General features: G+C 49.8%; 12 protein-coding genes. 11 read left to right on the top strand and 1 reads right to left on the bottom strand.

Going from position 1 to position 21744, the window contains the following annotated elements:
• Positions 1–38: 38 nt before the first annotated feature.
• A complete protein-coding gene (locus tag ACTNDI_RS02850) occupies positions 39–2423 on the bottom strand; it encodes a helix-turn-helix domain-containing protein (RefSeq protein ID WP_441099245.1) in 2385 nt (794 codons plus the stop codon).
• A gap of 252 nt (positions 2424–2675) precedes the next feature.
• Here ACTNDI_RS02850 and ACTNDI_RS02845 point away from each other — a divergent pair, with 252 nt between their 5' ends.
• The 11 genes from ACTNDI_RS02845 (at position 2676) to ACTNDI_RS02795 (ending at position 21729) form a co-directional block, all read left to right on the top strand.
• Complete coding sequence (locus ACTNDI_RS02845; RefSeq protein ID WP_441099244.1) at positions 2676–4124, top strand: MFS transporter; 1449 nt, start codon at positions 2676–2678, stop codon at positions 4122–4124.
• A 190-nt stretch (positions 4125–4314) separates the two neighbouring features.
• A complete protein-coding gene (locus ACTNDI_RS02840; protein WP_441099243.1) occupies positions 4315–5262 on the top strand; it encodes a flavodoxin family protein in 948 nt (315 codons plus the stop codon).
• Between the two features lie 249 nt (positions 5263–5511).
• Positions 5512–6444, top strand: coding sequence for a flavodoxin family protein (locus ACTNDI_RS02835; protein WP_441099242.1), 933 nt, complete (start codon positions 5512–5514; stop codon positions 6442–6444).
• Positions 6445–6568: 124 nt separating this feature from the next.
• Complete coding sequence (locus ACTNDI_RS02830) at positions 6569–7603, top strand: alpha/beta hydrolase (RefSeq protein ID WP_441099241.1); 1035 nt, start codon at positions 6569–6571, stop codon at positions 7601–7603.
• Positions 7604–7713: 110 nt separating this feature from the next.
• Positions 7714–9954: a glycoside hydrolase family 3 N-terminal domain-containing protein gene (locus ACTNDI_RS02825; RefSeq protein WP_441099240.1), complete on the top strand. Its 2241-nt coding sequence runs from the start codon at positions 7714–7716 to the stop codon at positions 9952–9954.
• A gap of 152 nt (positions 9955–10106) precedes the next feature.
• A complete protein-coding gene (locus ACTNDI_RS02820) occupies positions 10107–11726 on the top strand; it encodes a glycoside hydrolase family 43 protein (RefSeq protein ID WP_441099239.1) in 1620 nt (539 codons plus the stop codon).
• 391 nt (positions 11727–12117) lie between these two features.
• Positions 12118–13527, top strand: coding sequence for an MATE family efflux transporter (locus ACTNDI_RS02815; RefSeq protein WP_441099238.1), 1410 nt, complete (start codon positions 12118–12120; stop codon positions 13525–13527).
• Positions 13528–13557: 30 nt separating this feature from the next.
• Positions 13558–16200 (top strand): glycoside hydrolase family 2, encoded by a 2643-nt coding sequence (locus tag ACTNDI_RS02810; protein ID WP_441099237.1) that lies wholly within the window; start codon positions 13558–13560, stop codon positions 16198–16200.
• Between the two features lie 39 nt (positions 16201–16239).
• Complete coding sequence (locus ACTNDI_RS02805) at positions 16240–18657, top strand: GH39 family glycosyl hydrolase (protein WP_441099236.1); 2418 nt, start codon at positions 16240–16242, stop codon at positions 18655–18657.
• Positions 18658–18919: 262 nt separating this feature from the next.
• On the top strand, positions 18920–20599 hold the full coding sequence (locus ACTNDI_RS02800; RefSeq protein ID WP_441099235.1) for an ABC transporter substrate-binding protein: 1680 nt from the start codon (positions 18920–18922) through the stop codon (positions 20597–20599).
• A gap of 161 nt (positions 20600–20760) precedes the next feature.
• Positions 20761–21729: an ABC transporter permease gene (locus ACTNDI_RS02795; RefSeq protein WP_441099234.1), complete on the top strand. Its 969-nt coding sequence runs from the start codon at positions 20761–20763 to the stop codon at positions 21727–21729.
• Positions 21730–21744 lie beyond the last annotated feature (15 nt).

The raw sequence follows: 21744 nt of genomic DNA, 5'->3' as shown, positions 1-21744 counted from the left end.
AGCGAGATAAAACTCGCGCAGCGTGTTTTATCTCGCTTTTACCTTGCAGTGAGGCGGATGGAACGCAGCTCATTGACTTTTAAGGTCAGCTCGAGAAGAAGTTTTCCGTTTCGGACGGTTACTCTGTGAGACCTCATGTCCGGGATCGCGGTTTGCCGGATGTAATCGATGTCAACCCGGGAAAGATCGGTTTCAAATCCATAGTTCTTCCATTTGGACAGTACACTTCCAGCCTCGCTGTTCAGCGTGACATGATGCACCTGCCAGTTTGTGATTTCGGGATCCACCCGGATAGAGATACTGACCTGAAGTTCCTCCCGGTCGCGGAACAGAGTATCGACATCTGCCGGCCGCAGAGAGTTTTCCTCAGAAAAATAGTACTGGGAAGCCGGCATCTGCAGGTTATGACATAGAATGCGGAGGTCACGGCTGCCGTCGGAAGTGATCAGTACGTGACTGTCCTGATAGATACGGGAACGACCGAGATGCATCATCATTTCAAACGCGTAATATACCGGCTTGTGAATTCCGTTTCTGGAGAGGATGCCTCCGCTTCCGGAGAGAATAGCGGCATTGTCCGAGAAGATATTCAGCAGATCGGAGGCATAGAAGATGCCCATGGCAGAAACCTGTTCGTATTCGGCCAGAATGGTATGTATGGAATATGCCGCCCGAAAGCAGCTGTCCTGCAGGTAGTTCCGGTTCGCAACACTGTATCCCCAGTCAGTGATATAAATCTTTCCGCTGAAAGAATGATTTTTCAATACCTGAAGCATGATGTCAATCTGCCGTGTTATGGAGTCCGGGTCTGAGATCCGCTGAAACGTCTGTTGTGCAGAGACACGATGATCTCCATTGCTCAGGGGGGAATTATACGGGAAGGCCATTGCAGTAAAAATATCGGGATACCTGTCAGGAAGCAAATAGCTGTCCAACAGCATGTTGAGAAACTCAGTGTCTTCGGTTCCGATCATGCCCGGTCCGGCGATCCTGGCTCCGGGAACGATCCGGCGAATAGCGGAATATCCAAGCTCCCAGACTCTGGAACTGCTGTAGTGGGGGTCTATGTAATAAGGACTTTCATTCAGGAAGAAAGAGAATTCGAAAACCCACCGGCTGACTGTCTTCGGCCCGTAACGATCCCGAAGATGCTGAAGAAGGTCATTCAATGCTTCCAGCCAGAGTCTCTCGCTTTCAAAAATGATATTTTCCTCACGGTCATAGATGACAGATTGTTCGCTTGCCCTTGCCAGATTCCGTCTCGGACTGAGATCCAGAAAAAGACGCAGCTGATGATCCGTGCAGAAATCGAGGACTTCATCCAATCGGGCGAAGTTCAGTTCCGGGCGGCCTTCGGCCTGCATCAGAAGGCGCAGATCAAAGATATTCCACAGACGGATGTAAATCGGAGAAAGTTCTTCGGCGAGCTGTAGAACCTGAGCCTGCATGATCGCAGACGTAAGTGCGTAGACGGATCCGACGTTCAGCACGTGGTTCTGCCATTTCTTCATGGGCGAACCGGCGTGGATGTCCGCGTCTATGGTTAAAGTTTCCTGAGAAAGCTTACTCTTGCGCATATCCTGGCGGAGCGCCCTGCGAATCGACTCCTGATTGCTTTCCGGGCTTGGGATTTGTCGGTTCGGCAGCTCTCTTTTTTCTTTTCGGTATTGGGACGGAGTAACCCCGAAATAGTTCCGGAATTCCCGGTTCAGGGTGGATGGACTCGAAAATCCGTTATCGGTGGCAATGCGGAGAATGCTCTTGTCATTTTCAGTGAGTTCATCGGCAACAGCCTCGAGCCGGTGTCTGCGAATGAAGTCCTTAAGGTGAATGCCGGCCTCTTTATAAAAGATCCGGGAAACCGTGGAAGGCGACATAAAGAGACTGTCGGCAATGGCCTGCAGACTGACATCTCCGCTGAGATTCTGGTAGATATTTTCCAGAATAGAGGAAAATGTGTCTTTTCCTGGCAGGGAGACAGAAACCTGATAATGATCGATCAGATCGGACAGAATCTGACAGATGGACTGAATGTCCGGATAATAATTCCGGGGCGAATGCTCGATGGCATGAAGAAACAGATTCTGCAGACTTTTAATCAGTACCTGATCAGCGTCGCTGTCATTTACGGGGGCGTCAAGGTGAAAGAGAAGGCGCGACACACCGGCGGAAGCGCAGAGAGCATAGTAATCGATGGAAAGACAGCCCAGGATAGCGCGTGCCGGTATTACAATGTGAGCTGATTCTGCATGGTTTACAAGGAAAACAGCGGTCTGGGCGGCATCAACCTCTTCGGCATCATTACCCCGGCAATAGTGGCAGGTGCCTTTGATAACATAAAACAGGTGCAGATCGGGGCCATCTGTTGTCATCTCTCCGGACGGTAAAAATGAAATCTTGTAGCCGGGAAGCTGTTTTTGCATGAGATGTACCACTTCCTTTTTCATGGAATGATTCAATAAAATGGTTTTTCTTAGTACTTTCGATTACAAATATAGTATTTCAAAAGTGAGAAAAATGCAAATGAATTATTGCGTTATGAAGCAAAATGCATGGAATGCGCAAAAAATGCGCAATGATTTGATCCGTTTCTCCTCGCAGAGGGAGGGGGTTCTGCTCTATACTTCAATTACAATTTATGAGGGCCCTGAAGGATACAGGGCGAGGAGGAATACATGAGTAATTCAATATCTGCCGCGCCTGCGGCAAAGGAAAAAACGAACTGGCGGACCGGTGCGTTTTATGGCATGGGTGAAGTCGGGTGTCAGATGTCCTGGTACATGATCAGTACCTATCTGACGGTCTTTTACACAGACATCTTGGGACTGTCCGCTGCCGCAATCTCGATGATCTTTATCATTGCACGTGTCTGGGACGCTGTCAACGACCCGATGATGGGAGTCATTGCCGACAAGACGAAATCACGCTGGGGTAAATTCAGACCGTATTTGCTCTTTGCACCGATTGCCCTGTCTATTTTCAATCTGCTGACCTTTTCGACCTTTAATGTGTCGGGTACCATGAAGGTTGTACTTGCTCTCCTGACGTATATTGGTGCGGGGATGTCTTACACAGCAGTCTGCATTCCTTATCAGGGTCTGGTAAATCTGATCGCGAAAGATTCTCAGGTTCGTATGAACTATGCCTCCTGCCGCGCAGTCGGATCCGGCGCCATCGGTATTGTACTTTCTGCGGTATCCATGCCGCTCATCCTGTTCTTCGGAAAATCAGAGACACCGAACGCGCATGGCTATTTCATGACCGCCCTGATTGCATCCATCGCCCTGCTTCCCTGTTTCTGGACCTGCTTTGCCGGATGCAAGGAGAGACCGGACGAAGTCGCTATGACCGAAGCAAAACATACGCCGCTCAAGGAAGCGCTCCCGGCGGTATTCAAGAACAAGAATATTGTGATTACCATTCTGTCTACGTTCTCCGGAGCGATCGGAGCAATGGCCCGGATGTCCATGCTGACCTTTTATATCCTGTACGTGGTAGGCAATCCGATGATGATCGCACCGATCTTTACAACCATGACGGTCTGCCAGCTGATCGGCAATGCATCCCTTCCATGGGGTACAAAGACTTTCACAAAGAAGGGCTATATGCTGATCACGACGTTCATTCAGATTGCCGCTCTGATTGGAATCTTTTTCTTTGGAACAGATATTCGTCTGCTGTTTGTATTCTCCGCAATTATCGGACTGTGCATGTGCAACGGAGCAATTGCACCCGGCATGATGGCAGATTCCATCGAGTACGGCGACTGGAAATATGGGGTGCGTGAGGTCGGCCTGACATTCTCCTTTGTCGGATTTGCCGTAAAACTGGCTACCGCTGTCAGTGGTGTAGTAACCGTACAGCTTCTGAATGCCATCGGATATGTTCCGAATGTAGAGCAGACGGCTTCCGTCAAGTTGGGAATCAATGCGATTGTCAATCTGTTCCCTGCAGCAGTTATTCTTGTCTCGGCAATTGTTATTTTCTTCTATGATCTGTCTCCGAAGAAAATGGATCAGATTTATGCAGAACTTGAAGCCCGCAGAGGAGCAAAGGCGGAGAAAAATGCCAAAGCAGAGGCTGAGACAGATGCGGCTATTGAGGCAGATAATGAACATCTGTAAGTCACTGCTGTCAGAGAATTAGCGTTTGACACGCTGAAAAACGTAACGCAAAAGATATAAAAACAGTTGAAACAGAGATAAGTTGATCGTATCGATATTAATAGTATAATGAAAAAGGAGCTGCGGCGACGATTGGACTTTGTCACCGCAGCTTTTTGAAAATATCCGGTATAAAACGGGGAGGATTTATATGAGCAAAGTAGTAGCGATTTCCTTCGGACGAAAAATGTCCAACACCGATGTAATGCTGAAGGAAGTATTGATTAAATGTCAGGAGGCGGGACATGAGATTCAGTTTATCCGGCCGGACGATCTGAACATTGAGCCGTGCACGGGATGCTGTGCGTGTGTCGGAGGGATCATGAGCGGCAGATCCAACGGCACCTGCATTCACAAAGATGATTTCCACATTGTAGAGGATGCGTTCTACTCCGCGGATGCGGTGCTGATCGGATCTCCGGTTTACGAGACATCTCCCTCCGGTACCTTCAAAACCTTCTGCGACCGCATGGGACCGAGCCATGATCTTGCCTTCCTGACAGAGGCGAAAAAAGAGCGTATCGCAAGCGGAAACCCTCTGCTTCCTGATGAGAGAGTGTTCAAGCCGCGCGTCGGCTGTCTGCTTGCGGTCGGGGGCGCGAGAACCGAGAACTGGACCATCATGACGATTCCGGTGATGTATGAAGCAATGATGTCCACCGGCGTAGATGTGATTGACACACATGTGTATTACGGCGCCATGAATGTTGAACATGTGCTGGGTGTTCCGGAACAGATGGAGCGGATGGATGAGATGGCGCAGCATGTGATCGAAGCGCTCGCTGCATCAAATGATGAAGAACGGACAAAATGGAGAGGATCCGGCGATTATGTATGTCCGGTCTGCCATCAGAGCATGGTGCGCGTACATCAGGGCTCTGACCTTGTGGAGTGTGCAATCTGCGGTACCAACGGAAAAGTTCTCGTAAAAGACGGAAAAATTCGCTACGAGTGGCCGACTGCGGAACAGGCAAGATCCCGCATGACATACGCGGGGAAGCTGGAGCACAGAAATGAAATCGCAAACGGCGCTGTTACCCAGAAGAAGGTAACAGGGCTGAAGGAACTGAAGATAAAATATATGCATGTGGGGGAGTAACATGCACTGGCGCGGTAAGTCATATCCTCTTATATGATAATGACCTTTTGTCAGGCATGCAGAGAATGAACAGGTCAAAATAATCCCTTCAATCAGGTGATTTGAGAAGATGATAAGCCAGCTGCCGCATGATATCCTCTTGTATGAAAATGTTGATTTGTTTTTGAGACGGACGTCGTCCTATTCGGGAATACGGAAAAGCGTATGGCAGAAAGTAAAGAAACAAAAGATATCATACAGGAGGAAAAGATGAAAAAAATACTTGGGCTTAACTTTGGACGTGCACATGGAAACTGCAGAAAATTTCTGGATGCGGCCATGGAGGCAGCAAAAAAGGAAGCGGAAGGCAAGGATGTCGAATTTGAAATTATCGATTGCATGAAGCTGAAGATTACGCATTGTATCGGATGCGGAGCCTGCTCCAGAAAGCTCCAGAGCGGCGTTGAGCAGATCAGCTGTATTCAGAAGGATGATTTTGAAGCACTCTCGGACGCAGTTCTGGCAGCTGACGGAATCATTCTGGCGGCACCGGTGTATGTGCTTGCACAGACCGGTCAGCTCAAGAATTTCATCGATCGTTTCGGACCGGCACACGACAAGGCTTATATGCTTTTCGAAAACGCCCTTCGAGAGGATACGGAAGGCTTTGTTCCGCTTCCGGAAAACTGCCTGAAGAGACACCTGGTTTCTTATATCTCGGTCGGTGGTGCTACGACGCAGAACTGGGTATCTTATGGCCTTCCCAGCATGAACCTGTTCGGTATGAGTCTGAACATGAAGGTGGTAGACCAGCTGGATGCTTATGGCTCTTATGTTCCAGACCGCGCAAGGATGCTGACGGAGCAGTCAGAGCGTATGGGACGCCGGATGGTGGATGCCCTGGATATGAAGACCAGTGAAATCACATGGGAATCCGATCCGGGTACCTGTCCGGTATGCCATTGCAATGAGGTGACCATGATGGGACATAATAAGATCTCCTGCCCGATCTGCGGCATTTATGGTGAGCTGAAGATGGTAGACGGTGAGATCAAGGCTGTTTACTCTAAGGAGCAGCAGGACAGAAGCCGCCTGAAATTTACAGGCGTAATGGAGCATCAGGTAGAACTGAACCGCCGCGACCGTTATCCGAAGTTTGATGAATATGTAGCAAAATTCCGCGTAATGCAGGATGAGATGTAAGGATTATCACCCGGTCATATAGCGGTATTTGGGTCTAATTATTTTCCAGCTCCCCAAGTCACAGTAATCGGAAGAACTGTGGTCTGGGGAGCTGGTGCTGTATATACTGCAAGGAGGAAAAACAATGCATACAGAAACGATTGTACTGAATGAAGAAAGAAATGTAACTCTGACAGCAATGGTGCAGGATGTGGGCGGAGAATACCGTTCGGTTCTGAACCGGCCGGCAGTTTTGATTCTGCCGGGCGGAGGCTATCAGTTCTGCTCAGACCGTGAAGCGGATCCGGTCGCCTTTCCATATCTGGAAGCCGGATTTGATGCTTTTATCCTGCGGTACTCTGTGAAAGAGAACGCGGTATGGCCGAATCCGCTGAATGACTATGATCAGGCGATGGGACTTATTCGTGAAAGAGCGGAGGAGTGGCATGTCCTTCCGGATAAGATAGCGGTCATCGGTTTTTCTGCAGGCGGACATCTTGCGGGAGCGGCTGCGACGATGGCAAAAAACAGGCCGAATGCCGCGATTCTCGGATATGCGGTTCTTCGCGGGGATACTACGCACGAGATCATGCCGGATGGCCCCTCGATCGTAGAGGCCGTGGATGAGAAGACCTGCCCGTGCTTCCTCTTTGCGACCCGTACAGACAATGTCGTCCCGATTCAGAACACGCTGGATATGATGAACGCGCTGAATCAATACCAGACATCTTTTGAATGTCATATCTATGATTTCGGACCGCATGGTTTTTCTACTGCGGATCACAGCATCCAGTCGATTTCAACGCTGATTTCGGATCGGGCGAAGAACTGGGTCGGCGACAGCATCGGATGGCTGCGGGATGTGTTTGGGGAATTTACGGAGCAGGGACTTACGAAACCCAGATGTAAGAGCCATATCAGCGACGATCACGAGGCGTGGCTTTCTCTTGACTGCACGATCGGCCGCATTTTCGGCAATCCGGAGGCAAAAAAAGTGCTGACGGACACGATAGAGAAAATGCGGAAGGAGATTGTCCCGTTCAGTCCGGAACTCACCTTTGAAGATATGATGGGAATTTTGAGTTCAATGAAGCTCAGAGATCTGCTGGCGGAGCGTGGAATTGAAACGGATCGTTTTGACGAGCTCGATGAAAAGCTTGGAAAGGTGCCAAATATCTGAGTGAAACACGCAGATATGGCAGGAAACAGGACCAGCAATACAGATCATCAAAGAAATAAAACTAATCGTACAGATCTCAAAAGACAGGAGAAATTAGGAGGAGGATAGACATGGCTGCCAGACTCACAGAAGAACAGCGAGACCGGGTGGAAGAGCTGCTGGCCAGCATGACGCTGGAAGAAAAAATAGGCCAGATGAATCAGGAGTCAGTCTCGATTGTCGGAGGATTTGACGTGCCCTTCGAGCAGTTAATAGAGATGATGACAGACGGAAGACTGTCAAAGGAAGAATTCCAGAAAATCATGAGCACCGCAGAGACCGATTACCACGAGGATGCAATCCGGAAGGGACTGGTCGGGTCTCTGATGGTACAGGATCCTGAGAAATGCAACGAACTGCAGCGGATCGCGGTGGAGGAAACCCGTCTGGGAATCCCGCTGCTTTTTGGACTTGACGTCATTCATGGGTTCCGTTCCGTCTATCCGATCGCCATTGCCGAGGCGGGAAGTTTTGATCCGGAGCTGATGGAGGAGACCGCTTCCATGGCGGCGCGGGAATCCAGAGCCTGCGGCGTGGCCTGGCACTTTGCGCCGATGCTGGATATCGCGAGAGATGCGCGCTGGGGGCGCGTTTCCGAGGGACCGGGCGAAGATCCCTGCCTTGCTTCTGTCTTTGCCAGAGCAAAGGTCAGGGGACTGCAGAACGATCATTCCTCCCCGGGACAGTATGTAGCTGCCTGTCTGAAGCATTTTGTGGGTTACGGCGCGGTGGAATCCGGAAAAGATTACAACACCGTGAGCATGGCAAATCATGTTCTGTTCAACAATTACCTGGAGCCCTTCCGGGCTGCAGTTGAAGAAGGCGCGCAGACGGTCATGGCTTCTTTCAATGATCTGAATGGCGTTCCAAGCACCGTTAATCCGTGGCTGCTTCGTTCCATCATGAAAAAACATTACGGATTTCCCGGGTTCATCGTAAGCGATGCCAATGCCATCAGGGAATGCGTTGTCCACGGGATTGCGGAAGACGAAGCAGATGCCGGACGTCAAGCGGCGGATGCCGGGCTTGACATGGACATGGGAACGGAAATATATCTGAACAACCTGAAGAAGCTGATAGAAGAGGGAAAGCTTTCGATGTCCGTCATCGACGATGCCTGCCGGAGAATTCTGGAGGTCAAGATGTGGCTTGGGCTCTTCGAACATCCGTATACACCGGAGGAGGAAATCGGAAGGTTTGATACACTTCCCGAGAAACACGTGGAGCTGGCGCTCAGAGCTGCTGAGGAATCAGCAGTTCTGCTGAAAAATGAAGGTGATATTCTTCCTCTCGCCAGAGATACAAAGATCAGTCTGGTCGGAAATCTGGCGAATGATAAAGAACAGATCATCGGTGCATGGGCGATGAGCTGGAAAGAAAAGGACTGTGTTACGATTCTTGACGGGATGAAGAGAGAGTTTTCGAACGTCAGATATTTCCCATGCGGAGGTCCGGAGGGCGGGATCAACGAGTCGGAAGCAGAAGAGGCATGTTCCTATGGCGACGTAATCGTCGCAGTGCTCGGCGAGACAGTCGCTATGTCTGGTGAAGCCTCCTCTCGTGCGGATATTACGCTTCCGGGAGCCCAGAGACAGCTTGTGGAGAAGCTTCTGGCATCGGGAAAGCCGGTAGTGCTTGTACTGATGAACGGAAGGCCGCTGGCGCTCGGCTGGGAGGCGGAGCATGTTCCCGCAATATTGGAAGGATGGCATCTGGGAATTCAGATGGGAAATGCCATTGCGCATATTCTGTCGGGAAAAAAGAATCCGGAAGGGCGTTTATCGTCCTCTTTCCCTGCAGTCACCGGGCAGTGTCCGATCTATTACAATCATCCGAATACAGGCCGCCCCGCATCGAACTTCAAGTTCACCTCCCGTTACCTGGACGCACCCTTCCAGGCGTTGTATCCGTTCGGTTTCGGATTAAGTTACACAACCTTCGCTTTGCGTGATCTGAAGGTAGAAGATAATGGCAACGTTCTTGGGATTTCTGTAAAGGTGAAGAATACAGGGAAATGTTCCGGTCGGGCGACAGTCCAGTTCTATATGCAGGACGTCACAGCATCATTGGTGCGTCCCATCCGTGAACTCAAGGGGTTTGCGAAGGCGGAGCTTGCATCTGGAGAGGAGAAGACAGTGACATGCGTTCTGGAGAAAAAAAATATGGGGTTCTGGAATAACGAGGGAAAATACCGGCTGGAGGACGGTCTCTTCCGTATCTACGCAGGTCAGGATTCGACAACGGAGATGATGCAGGAGATCCGGCTTTCCTTTGAAGGAGTAGAAAGAGAGCAGGATTATCCGGTGATTTGATTTTAAAATTATGATGTGTTCTGGAGCCGAAGACTCCCGGACTCTCTGCATCTCGGGAACCGCTGGCTCCCGAGATCGGGCTGCTGAATGGTTATCATCATTTAGTGGCTTATCAGAATTTTAACAGAAAGAAAACACAGGAGGAATCCGTGATGGAAGAAAGAAAAATTAAGAATCCAATTATTCCGGGTTTTTATCCGGATCCGTCTATCTGCCGTGTGGGAGATGACTACTACCTGGTGAATTCCAGCTTTGAACTTTATCCGGGAATCCCGGTCTTCCACAGCAGAGATCTGGCGCACTGGGAACAGATCGGTTACGCAATGACGCGTGATAACGGCTTTCATGTGGGAGCGAATATCTTTGCCGGAGGAGTCATGGCACCGACAATTCGCTATCATGAAGGAACTTTTTATATTATCAACGCAAATTTCGGAGACAAGGGGAATTTTATTGTAACCGCCAAAGATCCGGCCGGTCCCTGGTCTGCACCGCACTGGATCACCGATGTGCCTGATATTGACTGTTCTCTGTTTTTTGATCATGATGGAAAATGTTATCTTGTAAGCCCCGGTGACGACCAGGAGCAGGATAACGGACGGGCAATTTATCTGACTCCTTATGATATTGCCGGATTTCATGTGGCCGGTCCAAGAACAAAAATCTGGAACAGCGCACTGCGGAATGCCTGGGCGCCGGAATCTCCGCACCTGTATCACGCAGGAGATTTTTACTATCTGATGATCGCGGAGGGAGGAACCGAGCACAATCATTCTGTGACGGTGGCCCGATGTAAGAGCGTTGACGGGTGGTATGAGGGAGATCCTGCCAATCCGGTTCTGACACATCGGAATCTGGGATGGAATTATCCGATTGAAAATATCGGCCACGCAGATCTTGTGGATACGCCGGATGGAAAATGGTATGCGGTTGAGTTGGGTGTCCGGTTGATCGAGGGGCAGCATATGAATCTGGGAAGAGAGACCTTTATCTGCCCGGTTGAATGGCAGAGAGGCTGGCCTGTCTTCAGTCCTGCGACAGGAAGAGTTGAGTCTGAGTATCTGGCAGATTCTTCTCTTCCGTGGACGGAGTACCCGGAGGAAAAAAAGAGGGATGACTTTGAAGAAGACAGGTTGGATCTGTGCTGGAATTTCTGGGGCACACCGTATATGGATTTTTGGAAACTGGAGAACAGTGCGCTGCACCTGAAATGTCTGGAGCGGCCGATGGCGTGTGCCTTAAAGCCACTAGATCCGCAGCATGTGGATATGAGCCGGGATGACAATGTGAGCTTTCTCGGAAGAAGACAGCGGAAACGTGATTTTCGCTTTACGATTTCAATGGATTTTACCGCACACGGGCAAGAGTCTGCAGGAATGGTCATCATGCAGGCCTCCAATCACCAGTACCGGCTGGAAAAACGCTGCAGGGACGGAAGGCAGATGCTCACGCTTGTACTGGTTACGACCTGGCAGAAAGGGCTCCCTTTTATGCCGGGATACGAGAGCAGGACGACGGAACAGATTCTGAAACAGGCGGAGATAAAGGAAACACCGTTGATTATGAGGCTGGAAGCGAAAGGACAGGATTACACATTTCTCACGGGTCCGGACGAAGACCACCTCGAAGTCTTCTTCGAGCATGCGGACGGGAGAAAAATCAATCCGGAAGAGGTTGGAGGAATGGTTGGTACCATGCTTGGAATGTTTGCTTCCGGAAATGGAACTGAGACCGATAACTGGGCAGTCTTTGACTGGGCTGAGCTGTTGTGAATAAAGGTTCCGCGGATGTCGCCGGTGCAAACCGTATCGCATGTTATCTCTATCAAGTTTCAAAAAACATGTGAAAAAAGAAACTAGACATAATAATAATGGCGTGGGATATCAAATGTTGATCTGTTTCCACTGATTTATCAAAATATTTATCAGATTTTTAGAAGAGAAGCAGTGTAAAATCAATACAGGTTGAAACAGAATACAGCCATTCAGTTTTATGAGAGGCTGCCGCACATATAGCACAGAGTGAATCATTTATCCGATTTCCAGGCATGACAGCTGCAGAAATGCGGTTACAGACGCCTTTGATTCACGGAATTGCCTGGTGCGGCGGCCTTTTCGCTTTTCCCTTTTGTTGTCAACTTGCGTTAATAGGATGTATGGTAGAATGAAGGTTAATGATTTTTTTGATAGTAACAAAAACCTGAACATGACAGAAGGAAAGCCCTTCGGACTGATCATGCGCTTTGCGCTGCCGCTGTTTATCGGGTCTGTCTTTCAGCAGGTCTACAATATGGTGGATTCGATTGTGGTGGGTCAGTTCGTAGGGAAAAATGCTCTGGCAGCGGTAGGGGGCTGCGGTGCCGCCTACAATCTGACCATAGCTTTGGTCACAGGATTTTCCGCAGCGGCATCGGTTCTGCTCGCGCAGGCATACGGAAGCGGAGACAATGAGCAGGTGCGGAAATCATTTGCCACTTCAATTGCAATGATTATGGTCACAGGGGGCGCTTTAATGGCGGTCGGGCTGGTTTCTTGTGGAGAACTTCTATATCTGCTCGGGACGCCTTCGGATGTGCTTCCGGATGCAACAATATATCTGCGGACAATCTGCGCAGGGGGTTTGGCGACCAGTCTGTATAATGCAATGTCATCGTGCCTTCGTGCGGTCGGAGACTCTGTAACTCCGCTGGTTGCTTTGATTGTGGCATCCCTGCTGAATGTGACACTGGATGTTCTCTTTGTCGTTTCTTTTGGTATGGGCGTATTCGGAGTTGCCATTGCCACGGTGATCTCCCAGTTAGTTTCCGGACTCTATTGTCTGGTTTATGCGCTTTGCAGAACAGAAGCCTTTCACTTTCGAAGGGAGGAACTGGGTGGAAACGTGTTTATTGACAGAGCAATTATCCGGGAGATTTTCCGAATCGGGATCCCATCGGCTTTGTCGTCGGCGATCGTTGTCATCTCCGCTATGTTCATGCAGAGAGCGGTCAATCAGTTCGGATCGGATGCGGCTGCGGCTTACGCGGCGGGAAACCGCACCGAACAGATCTTCATGTGTTTGAGCTTTTCTATCGGGATGGCAATCGGAACCTTCTGCGGCCAGAATATTGGTGCCAGAGAATATGAACGAGTGAAAGCGGGAATGCGCTGCGGCTATCTGATCAACCTGATTTACACCGTCGTTATGGGTGTGATTATGTTTTTCTTTGCTCCTCAGGTGATCGGAATTTTTACCGACAGCAGGCAGGTGGTCGAAATCGGTGTTCCGATGGTCAGGATTACGGCAATCTTTGCACCTGTCCTGGGATTTGTATTTATCTTTCAGAACTTTCTGAGAAGCGCTTCGGATATTGCGCCGACAATCTGGATGAGCGGGTGTGAAATCGGAGCCAGAAGTGTTCTTTCCTTTGTATTTGCGGCTATTGCCGGATATTTTGGTGTGTGGTGGGCAACACCGATCGGATGGACAGGATCGGCCCTGATTGGTTTGCTTCGTTATCGCGGCGGAAAATGGAAAATTAAATGTGAGGCAGCGCAGAATCGTTTGAAAGAGCAGAAAAGAAGCAGTGAGTAGGAGAAAACACGGTTAAGGGGGAGAATGAACATGAATAACTATATTTTACCATTTCTCTGGATGCGTGGAGAGAAGGAAGAGATCATCCGGGAGGAAATAAGTAAAATCGATTTCTGCGGGATCAAGGCAGTTTGCGTGGAAGCGCGCCCGCACAAAGATTTTTGCGGCCCCGGATGGTGGCATGACATGGATATTGTCATTGATGAAGCAAAGAAAAGAAACATGAGAATCTGGATTCTGGACGATAAGCATTTTCCGACCGGCTACGCCAACGGATTGATTGAATCCAGATATCCCGAAAGAAAAAAACAGTATCTTGCCTGCACGGTCTGTGATGTATTCGGATCGAGGCGGCCGCATGAATTGCAGGTCAGCCGCATGATGAAGCCGACGATCGGCTTCTGGCAGATCGGACAGCCGGTCAACGAGAAAGAACGGGCAAACAATCGTGTCGTTTCAATCGTTGCTGTGCCATTTGCAGAGGGCGGGAGCTTTCATGAGAAGGGGATCGATCTGACGGGACTCTATGACGGCGGTGACAGGATCCGATTTGAGCTTCCGGAGGGGCAGTGGAGAATCCATGTGATTTATACGACCCGGACGGATGGAGGAAATGAGAGCTACATCAATATGATCGATGCTGTGTCCGCACACACGCAGATTGAAGGCGTCTATGAGGCGCACTACCAGCATTACGGAGATCTGTTCGGAACGGTGATCGCCGGCTTTTTCTCGGACGAACCGCAGCTGGGTAACATTACGGACCAGAGCAATGATACCAGGCTCGGAAGACCGGGGATGCCGCTTCCGTGGAGCGTGGAGCTGGCAGATATGCTGAAGGAACGCTGGAGGGACAATTATCTTGTTTATCTGGCATTGCTCTTTGCGGACAGCGCGGATCACAGGCTGCAGCCGCAGATCCGGTATGACTATATGGACTGCGTCTCCAGACTTTATGAGAGGGATTTTTCCCGTCCGATCGGAGAATGGTGTCATGCGCACGGAGTCGAATACATCGGGCATGTGGTAGAAGACAACGGGCTGCACAGCAGGCTCGGACTTGGCGCGGGCCACTGGTTCCGCGCCATGAGCGGACAGGACATGGCGGGAATCGACAGCATCGGCGGCCAGATCGTGTACGGTGCGCCGGTACAGCAGCGGATGAGCATGGGACCGCTTACGGCGGACGGAGAATTCTTTCACTATACTCTCGGTAAACTGGGAGCCTCCGGCGGTCATCTGGACCCGAAAAAGAAAGGACGCACCATGTGTGAGCTTTTCGGTGCCTATGGATGGAACTTCGGAGTGCGGGATATGAAGCATCTTCTGGATCATCTTCTTGTAAGAGGTGTTAATTACCTGGTACCGCACGCATTTTCGATGGCGGAGTACCCGGATTTTGACTGCCCTCCTCATTTTTACGCGCGCGGCAACAACCCGGAATTTCCCTTCTTTGCGGAATTGATGAAATACGCAAACCGCATGTGCGGGGTACTTAATGGAGGGAAGCATCCGGCGCGGATCGCTCTTCTCTATGACGCAGAAGCGGACTGGACAGGAAAATCGATGCCGATGCAGAAGGTGTGCAGGGTACTTATGACGCACCAGATTGATTTTGATATCGTCAGCCTGGACATGCTGGCCGATCTTCCGGCATGGAATGGCAGCGTCGGGGGCGGAAAGCTGAACATTAACGGAGAAGAGTTTGATACCCTTCTTATCCCTTATGCACAGTACCTGCCGGAGCGTCTGCTTGCATTTTGCAGAAAGGATCCCGGATTTCCGGTGTTTTTCATCGGAGGGTATCCGGAAGCTATTTTGATGGACGAGGAAAGAATCGCTCCGGAGGATGAAACCTGGAAGCAGAGATTCGGACTTCTTGCACCAGAGGATCTTGCCGGGGAGCTTCAGGCAAGGGGATGGGCGGAACCGCTTCTTGATCAGGATTTTCCGGATCTGTCTGCATACTTCTATGAGAAGGATGGAAAACAGATCCTGATGCTCTTTAACGAATCGGCGGACCGGAACTTCAGGGGCCGTGTAAAGCTCCCGTTTTCGGGTGATGCCTTCTATGAGGATCTTTTTGAGGAGATCCGCCGGACAGTGAAAACCGACGAAGAGGGACGGGCGGTGGTAGAGCTGCCTGCAGGAGGCAGCTGTCTGCTTGTAGAGAAGAATGAGGAAGAAGAGGAACCGGAAATCTACCGGCCGCTGTCAGATATTCTGGCGGGGGTAAAAGAGGTTTTTGATCTGTCCGGTGAATGGATGGTTTCAGCAGTGAAAGCCATCGACTATCCGGCATTTGGAACAGAAAAGGAAGAGAAGAGCTTAAGACCTTACAGTGAAGATCATCCGGATTTTTCCGGCGTAATCCGTTACCGGAAATCCTTTCATCTGAAGGAAAATTGGCATCAGGGATATCTGTCAGCGGAGCAGGTATTTGATGTTTTCCGCGTGACGGTCAACGGAAAGACGGCCGGCATTTGCCTGACGCCGCCCTATACAGTGGATCTTCGGGGACTGCTGCAGGAGGGAGAGAACGAGATCGTCTGTGAGGTTGCGACTACCCCGGCGAGGGAGCAGAGAAAGTATCCCTCGGCACCATTTGATTTTTGCCATGAGGTTACAGATCCGACCGGCATGTCCGGTAAAATTCGTCTCTACCTCATGTAAAGGAGTAGTATTTCATTTGATTCAGGAGAACAGAGAACAATGATCGGAAAAGAAAAGTTCAGAACAGAAGTATATGATCAGGCCAACGGAGTGGAGAATTTCCGACAGGAGATGGTGCTGGTCTTTGTACTGGAGGGAAGTCTGGAGGTCAGTGTTGAAAATAAGATCTCACATATGAAAAAGGAAGATATTCTGATTGTGAACACCAATAAACGGCATGTGCTCCGTTCGGCAGGAGAGGTTCTCTTTATGATTCAGATGTTCGACACCTCGCTGATCTCCGAAACCATGCAAACCCGCGACGTGATTTTTTGGTGCGATTCCTCCGTGTCTGAGAATGGGCGCTATGAAGATCTCAGGATTCTTCTTCGCAGAATGCTGAATCACTACATTGAGACGGGAGAGAATTCTGCAAGTTTCAGTTATCTGAGCGATTGCTATGCGATTCTGAACAACCTGACTGCAAATTTTATGATAAAGCCCGGAAATGACATCGAGGCAGATGCAGAAGAAGGTGACCGCTACGAGGAGAGGCTGCAGCAGATTAACAACTATATTTATGCAAATTATGATCAGGCGATCAGCATGAAGGATCTTTCCGAGAAGCTCTTTCTGTCGAACGGGTACCTCTCCCGGTTTTTCAAGAAGAATTATGGGATGAGTTTCGCAAGTTATCTGACCAATGTCAGGGTGTACCATGCGGCGGATGATTTGCTTTATACTGACGCGCCGATCACGCGGATCGCATATAACAACGGTTTTACCTCGGCGGCACTTTTCAATAAAGACTTTAAGAAGGCGTATGGAGTGACACCTTCGGAGTTCCGGAAGAAGTCCACGTCTTCCGATAAGAAGAAGGAGAATGAGGTTCGCTGGAAGACACTGGAGAAGAAACTGGAAAAGGTACTGGTCGAAAAAACGGAGAAAGACACAGGGGATGCGCATGCGGCGATTTGTTCCGGCAATTTTTCAGCACAGCAAAGTGAGCCGCTGCAGATGTTCTGGGACAAAATCATCAATTTCGGATCTGCAGCTGCGATACTGAATTCCGCGGTTCGGGAACAGCTCCTGATTCTGCATCAGGCACTGGGATTTGAATATGTGCGGTTCTGGAATATTTTTTCCAGAGAGCTGTATATCGATCCTACGCAGGAGGCGGACTACCACTTCAGCCAGATTGATTCGATCCTCGATTTCATTCTGGAGCAGGGGATGAAGCCGTTTATCGAACTGGGGATGAAGCCGGATGTTCTCCACTATGAAATCGGAAGAATCAGTCCCGGAGCGGAGGAAAGCGGGTGGCCGAAGCAGGAAACCATGGAGATGTGGGAGAGACTGATGAGAGCCTTTCTCCGCCATTTGTCAAACCGTTATGGGCAGGACGCACTTGACGACTGGAAGATGGAGCTCTGGTATGACGAGGATCTGAGAAGAGAACCCGACAAGTACAACGAGCTGTATCTGGAGAAGTTCCGGGTCACAAAAAGACTGATTAAGGAATGCAATGAGAAGATCCAGTTCGGCGGATACAGCATTCGCATGGATGCCGGCGCGGAAAGAAGAGCAGATTTTCTGAAACGGTGGAACCTGGAGGGAAACAGGCCTGATTTTATATCGATCATGTATTATGGATATGAGAGAGGCGGGGATGGACTCGATGAATTCGCAAAGAGGACAACGGACAATGAGGCTCTGCTGCATATGCTGACCCGGGAGAAAAAACTGATCCGTGAAGCCGGTTTTTCTGATGTTCCGGTGTATGTGAATGAGTGGAATCTGACACCAAGTGTACGAAATTACATCAATGATACAACCTTCAAGGGCGCATATATTATAAAAAATATTATCGACGTTTATGGTCTGGTGGACGAGATGGGCTATGGGGCAGGCAGTGATCGTGTGTTCAGCTATTTCGATACTTCGGATATCCTGTTCGGAGGGACAGGGCTTCTGACTAATGACGGAATTCTGAAGCCGGCTGCCTTTGCCTTTGATTTTATGAATCACAGGCTTTTTCCGTATTATCTTGGGAAAACCAGGAATTATCTATTGACGACTGACCGGCATGACAACTATGCGGTAGTCTGTCACAATCAGCAGCGGTTGAATTACAACTACTACCTGACAAATGAAACCGAGCTGGACCGTTCAAACATGTGGAAATACTATGAGGAGCGTAAAAAAATCAATATCCGGATCCGGATATCAGATGCTGTCGACGGGGAGTACACCGTCAAGATGTATCGGATCAACGATGACTATGGGAGTGTGCTGAAGATCTGGGAGGATCTGGATTTTGAGAAGGAACCGTCGCGAAATGACATCAAGTATTTCCGCAGAGCCTGCGAGCCGAATATGACAATTTGCAGAACAGAGGCGATCGGTGGAGTGCTCATGATTGAAGAACAACTGCAGCCGAACGAGATCGCCGTTATCCGGATTCACAAAGTCAGATAGACAGAAGAAGGCACCAGTCAGATTTATTAAACTGGATGGCCGGTTGAAAACTCGGATCGCAGAGACCAGTCTGAGAAGCAGACAAAAACCACCACCTGACCTGTCATATTTTGACCTCCTTTCAGACAAATCTTCGCATGAAGTCATTTTCTGATGGAAAAGGAACAAATTGCGGAGAATATAAAAAACAGCACACCTGATACAATGATCACAGTTGGAGAAGGAACAACTGTCTTTCACGAATCATTAAAGGAGGAGAAGAATGAAACTCGGGAAAATGGCAATGATGGGACTCGCCGGGGTGATGGCGTTTTCCATGGCGGGGTGCGGGAGCAAAGCTTCCGATGCATCTTCAAACGGAGCTGCCTCAACCTCTAATGCGGTTGTAGCAACATCCGGTCAGGCTCAGGCGGACGCAAATGCACAGGCTGCGGGAGTCCTGACTGCAAACACTGACCCGGCCAATACAGAGGTGACAGACAAAAACATCACGATTGGCCTGGCTTCGGAGCCCTCCGCAATCTGGGGAGCCGGTAACGGCACAACGGAAAATGAGGAACAGATCGTCAGCGGTGCGATCCTGGATACTCTGGTTGCCAAGGATCAGAAGACAGGTGAGATTATTCCGGAGCTTGCAACGGAGTGGAACTGGACGGACGGAACGCATCTGCAGTTTACGCTTCGTGACGGAGTGACAATGACTGACGGATCTCCGCTGACGGCGGACGACGTTGTATATTCCGTAAACGTATGGAAGACTGCTTCGGCCACCTCGGATACCGGACGTTTCCTGGTCGGAGCCACGAAGGACGCGGACAACAAGGTTACGATTGAGTATAACATTGCCGCTCCAGCCATGCTGGAGATGATGACGATGACCAACTTCGGAATCGTCAGCGAGGATGAGGTAAACGCAGCCGGCGGACTGGACGCGGCATGCAAGAACCCGGTGATGGGATGCGGAAAGTACAAATTCAAATCCTGGAATCAGGGACAGAACATTGTCCTTGAAAGAAATGATAATTACTGGAACAAGGATTACAAGGGATACTATAAGACGATTACCTTTACATTCACCAATGATGCGGCAGCACGTGAGATGGCTGTTGAGTCCGGCGACGCGCAGGTGGCATATGACATGCCGGTATCACAGGCGGCGACCTTCAAGGATAACGACGCCGTACAGACTTGCGTATACACCTTCGGACAGGTGGCACACCTCTGGTACAACATGACAGATTCTCATCCGACAAAGGAGCTTGCGCTTCGCCAGGCGATCGACAAGGCACTTGATTTTGACGCGATTGCACAGGTCGGAACCGCAGGTTTCGGTAAACCGGCGCTGGGCTATTTTGAGGATGACAGTCCATATTACAACCAGACCTACACGACAGAAGAAAGGGCTGTCGATATCGATGGAGCAAAGAAGATTCTGGAGGATGCCGGCATCGCAACTGACGGATCGGTTGAGCTGACCGCCATCGGCCTTCAGGATGTAAACCCAATCTATACTGTTATGCAGGAGAACCTTTCCAAGATCGGCATCACCCTGAAGATCGATATTACCGATACCCCGACCTTTGTACAGAATGCATTCGGCGGAAATTATGATCTCATCATGGTTGGAGAGTACACCGCCGAGAGATATCCTACACTGATGTGTTTCATGCAGCAGGCGACCATTGATTCCGGATTTGTCATCGGCGGACCTAAGGTCACCACACCGGAGATCGACGCGGCAATCACACAGCTGATCGAGGAGACAGATAGTGCAAAGGCAAAGGAGGAAGCAGGAGCGCTCGAGAAGACAATGAAGGAGCAGTGCATTGTTTCCAATCTCTATCCGGAGATGAAAGCATCAATTCTGGCAAAGAATCTGAAGGGATACACGACCAGAGAGCGCGGATTCCTGGATGCCACCAACTTCTACGAGGCGGAGTAAGCGTCTGGCCCCGGACATCGATCAGATTCACTGAATAACAGAAAAATTCAGATCTGAATCTTCCATTGGAATCAATGTCAGAGCACCGTGGAGGAATCCTCTTCGCGGTGCCATTCTTTGAGAAAAACAGGATTCATCTTTATCAAACAGGGAGAAAAATTATGTTCAAATATATTATCAAACGTATTCTTCTTCTCATCCCGATCCTGATTGGCGTTTCGGCAATCATCTTTGCCCTGAAAACGGTCACCCCCGGTGATCCGGCCAGACAGATTCTGGGCAACAATGCCACGCAGGAGCAGATCGATGAGAAAAGAGAAGAGTTGGGACTGAATGATCCCGTGCTGGTACAATATGTGAGATATATCGGTGGTGTATGTCATGGGGATTTCGGCAACTCCTACAGAACGGGCGAACCGGTTCTCTCAGAGATTCTTCCGAGACTGAAAACCTCCGGAATTATAACGCTCGGAGCAGTTGCAATCGGCGCGTTTCTGGGAATCATTCTGGGCATCATATCTGCTCTGAAGAAATACACGTGGATAGACTCGCTTGTTCTGGTCATCTCGATGTTCTTTCAGTCAGTGCCGGAGTTCGTTGTCGGTCTCGTTCTGATCCTGGTATTCGCAGTAAAGCTGCATGTCCTTCCGACATCCGGCATAGAAAATCCGCTCGGCTATATCATGCCGATGCTCTGTATCGGACTTCCGTCCATTGCGGGTTATACCCGTATCACGCGGTCTTCCATGCTGGAGGTTCTCGGCGAGGACTATATTCGGACGGCAAGGGCCAAGGGCCAGACCGAACATAACATCACATATCATCATGCACTTCGCAACGCGATGATTCCGGTGGCGCAGTCAGTCGGAACTTCTCTGGGCAACTCGATCGGTGGCGGCATGGTTGTTGAGACCGTCTTCGGAGTTCCGGGAGTCGGTAAATATATTGTTGACTCTATCACACAGAGAAACTACCCATCCATTCTTGGAGGAGCGCTGATCATCGCTATTGTTCTGGTTGTGATCAATCTTCTGGTAGATATCGCGTTCGTACTGATTGATCCGAGACTGAAAACGACAATTATTGCCGGTGAGAAGAAACAGAAGAAAGCCAAACCGGCAGTTGCTTAAGGGAGGCAGATAAAA

The organism is Bilifractor sp. HCP3S3_D3 (assembly GCF_052063915.1).
Taxonomy (GTDB): Bacteria; Bacillota; Clostridia; order Lachnospirales; family Lachnospiraceae; genus Bilifractor.
This window is presented reverse-complemented; position numbering and strand designations above follow the sequence as displayed.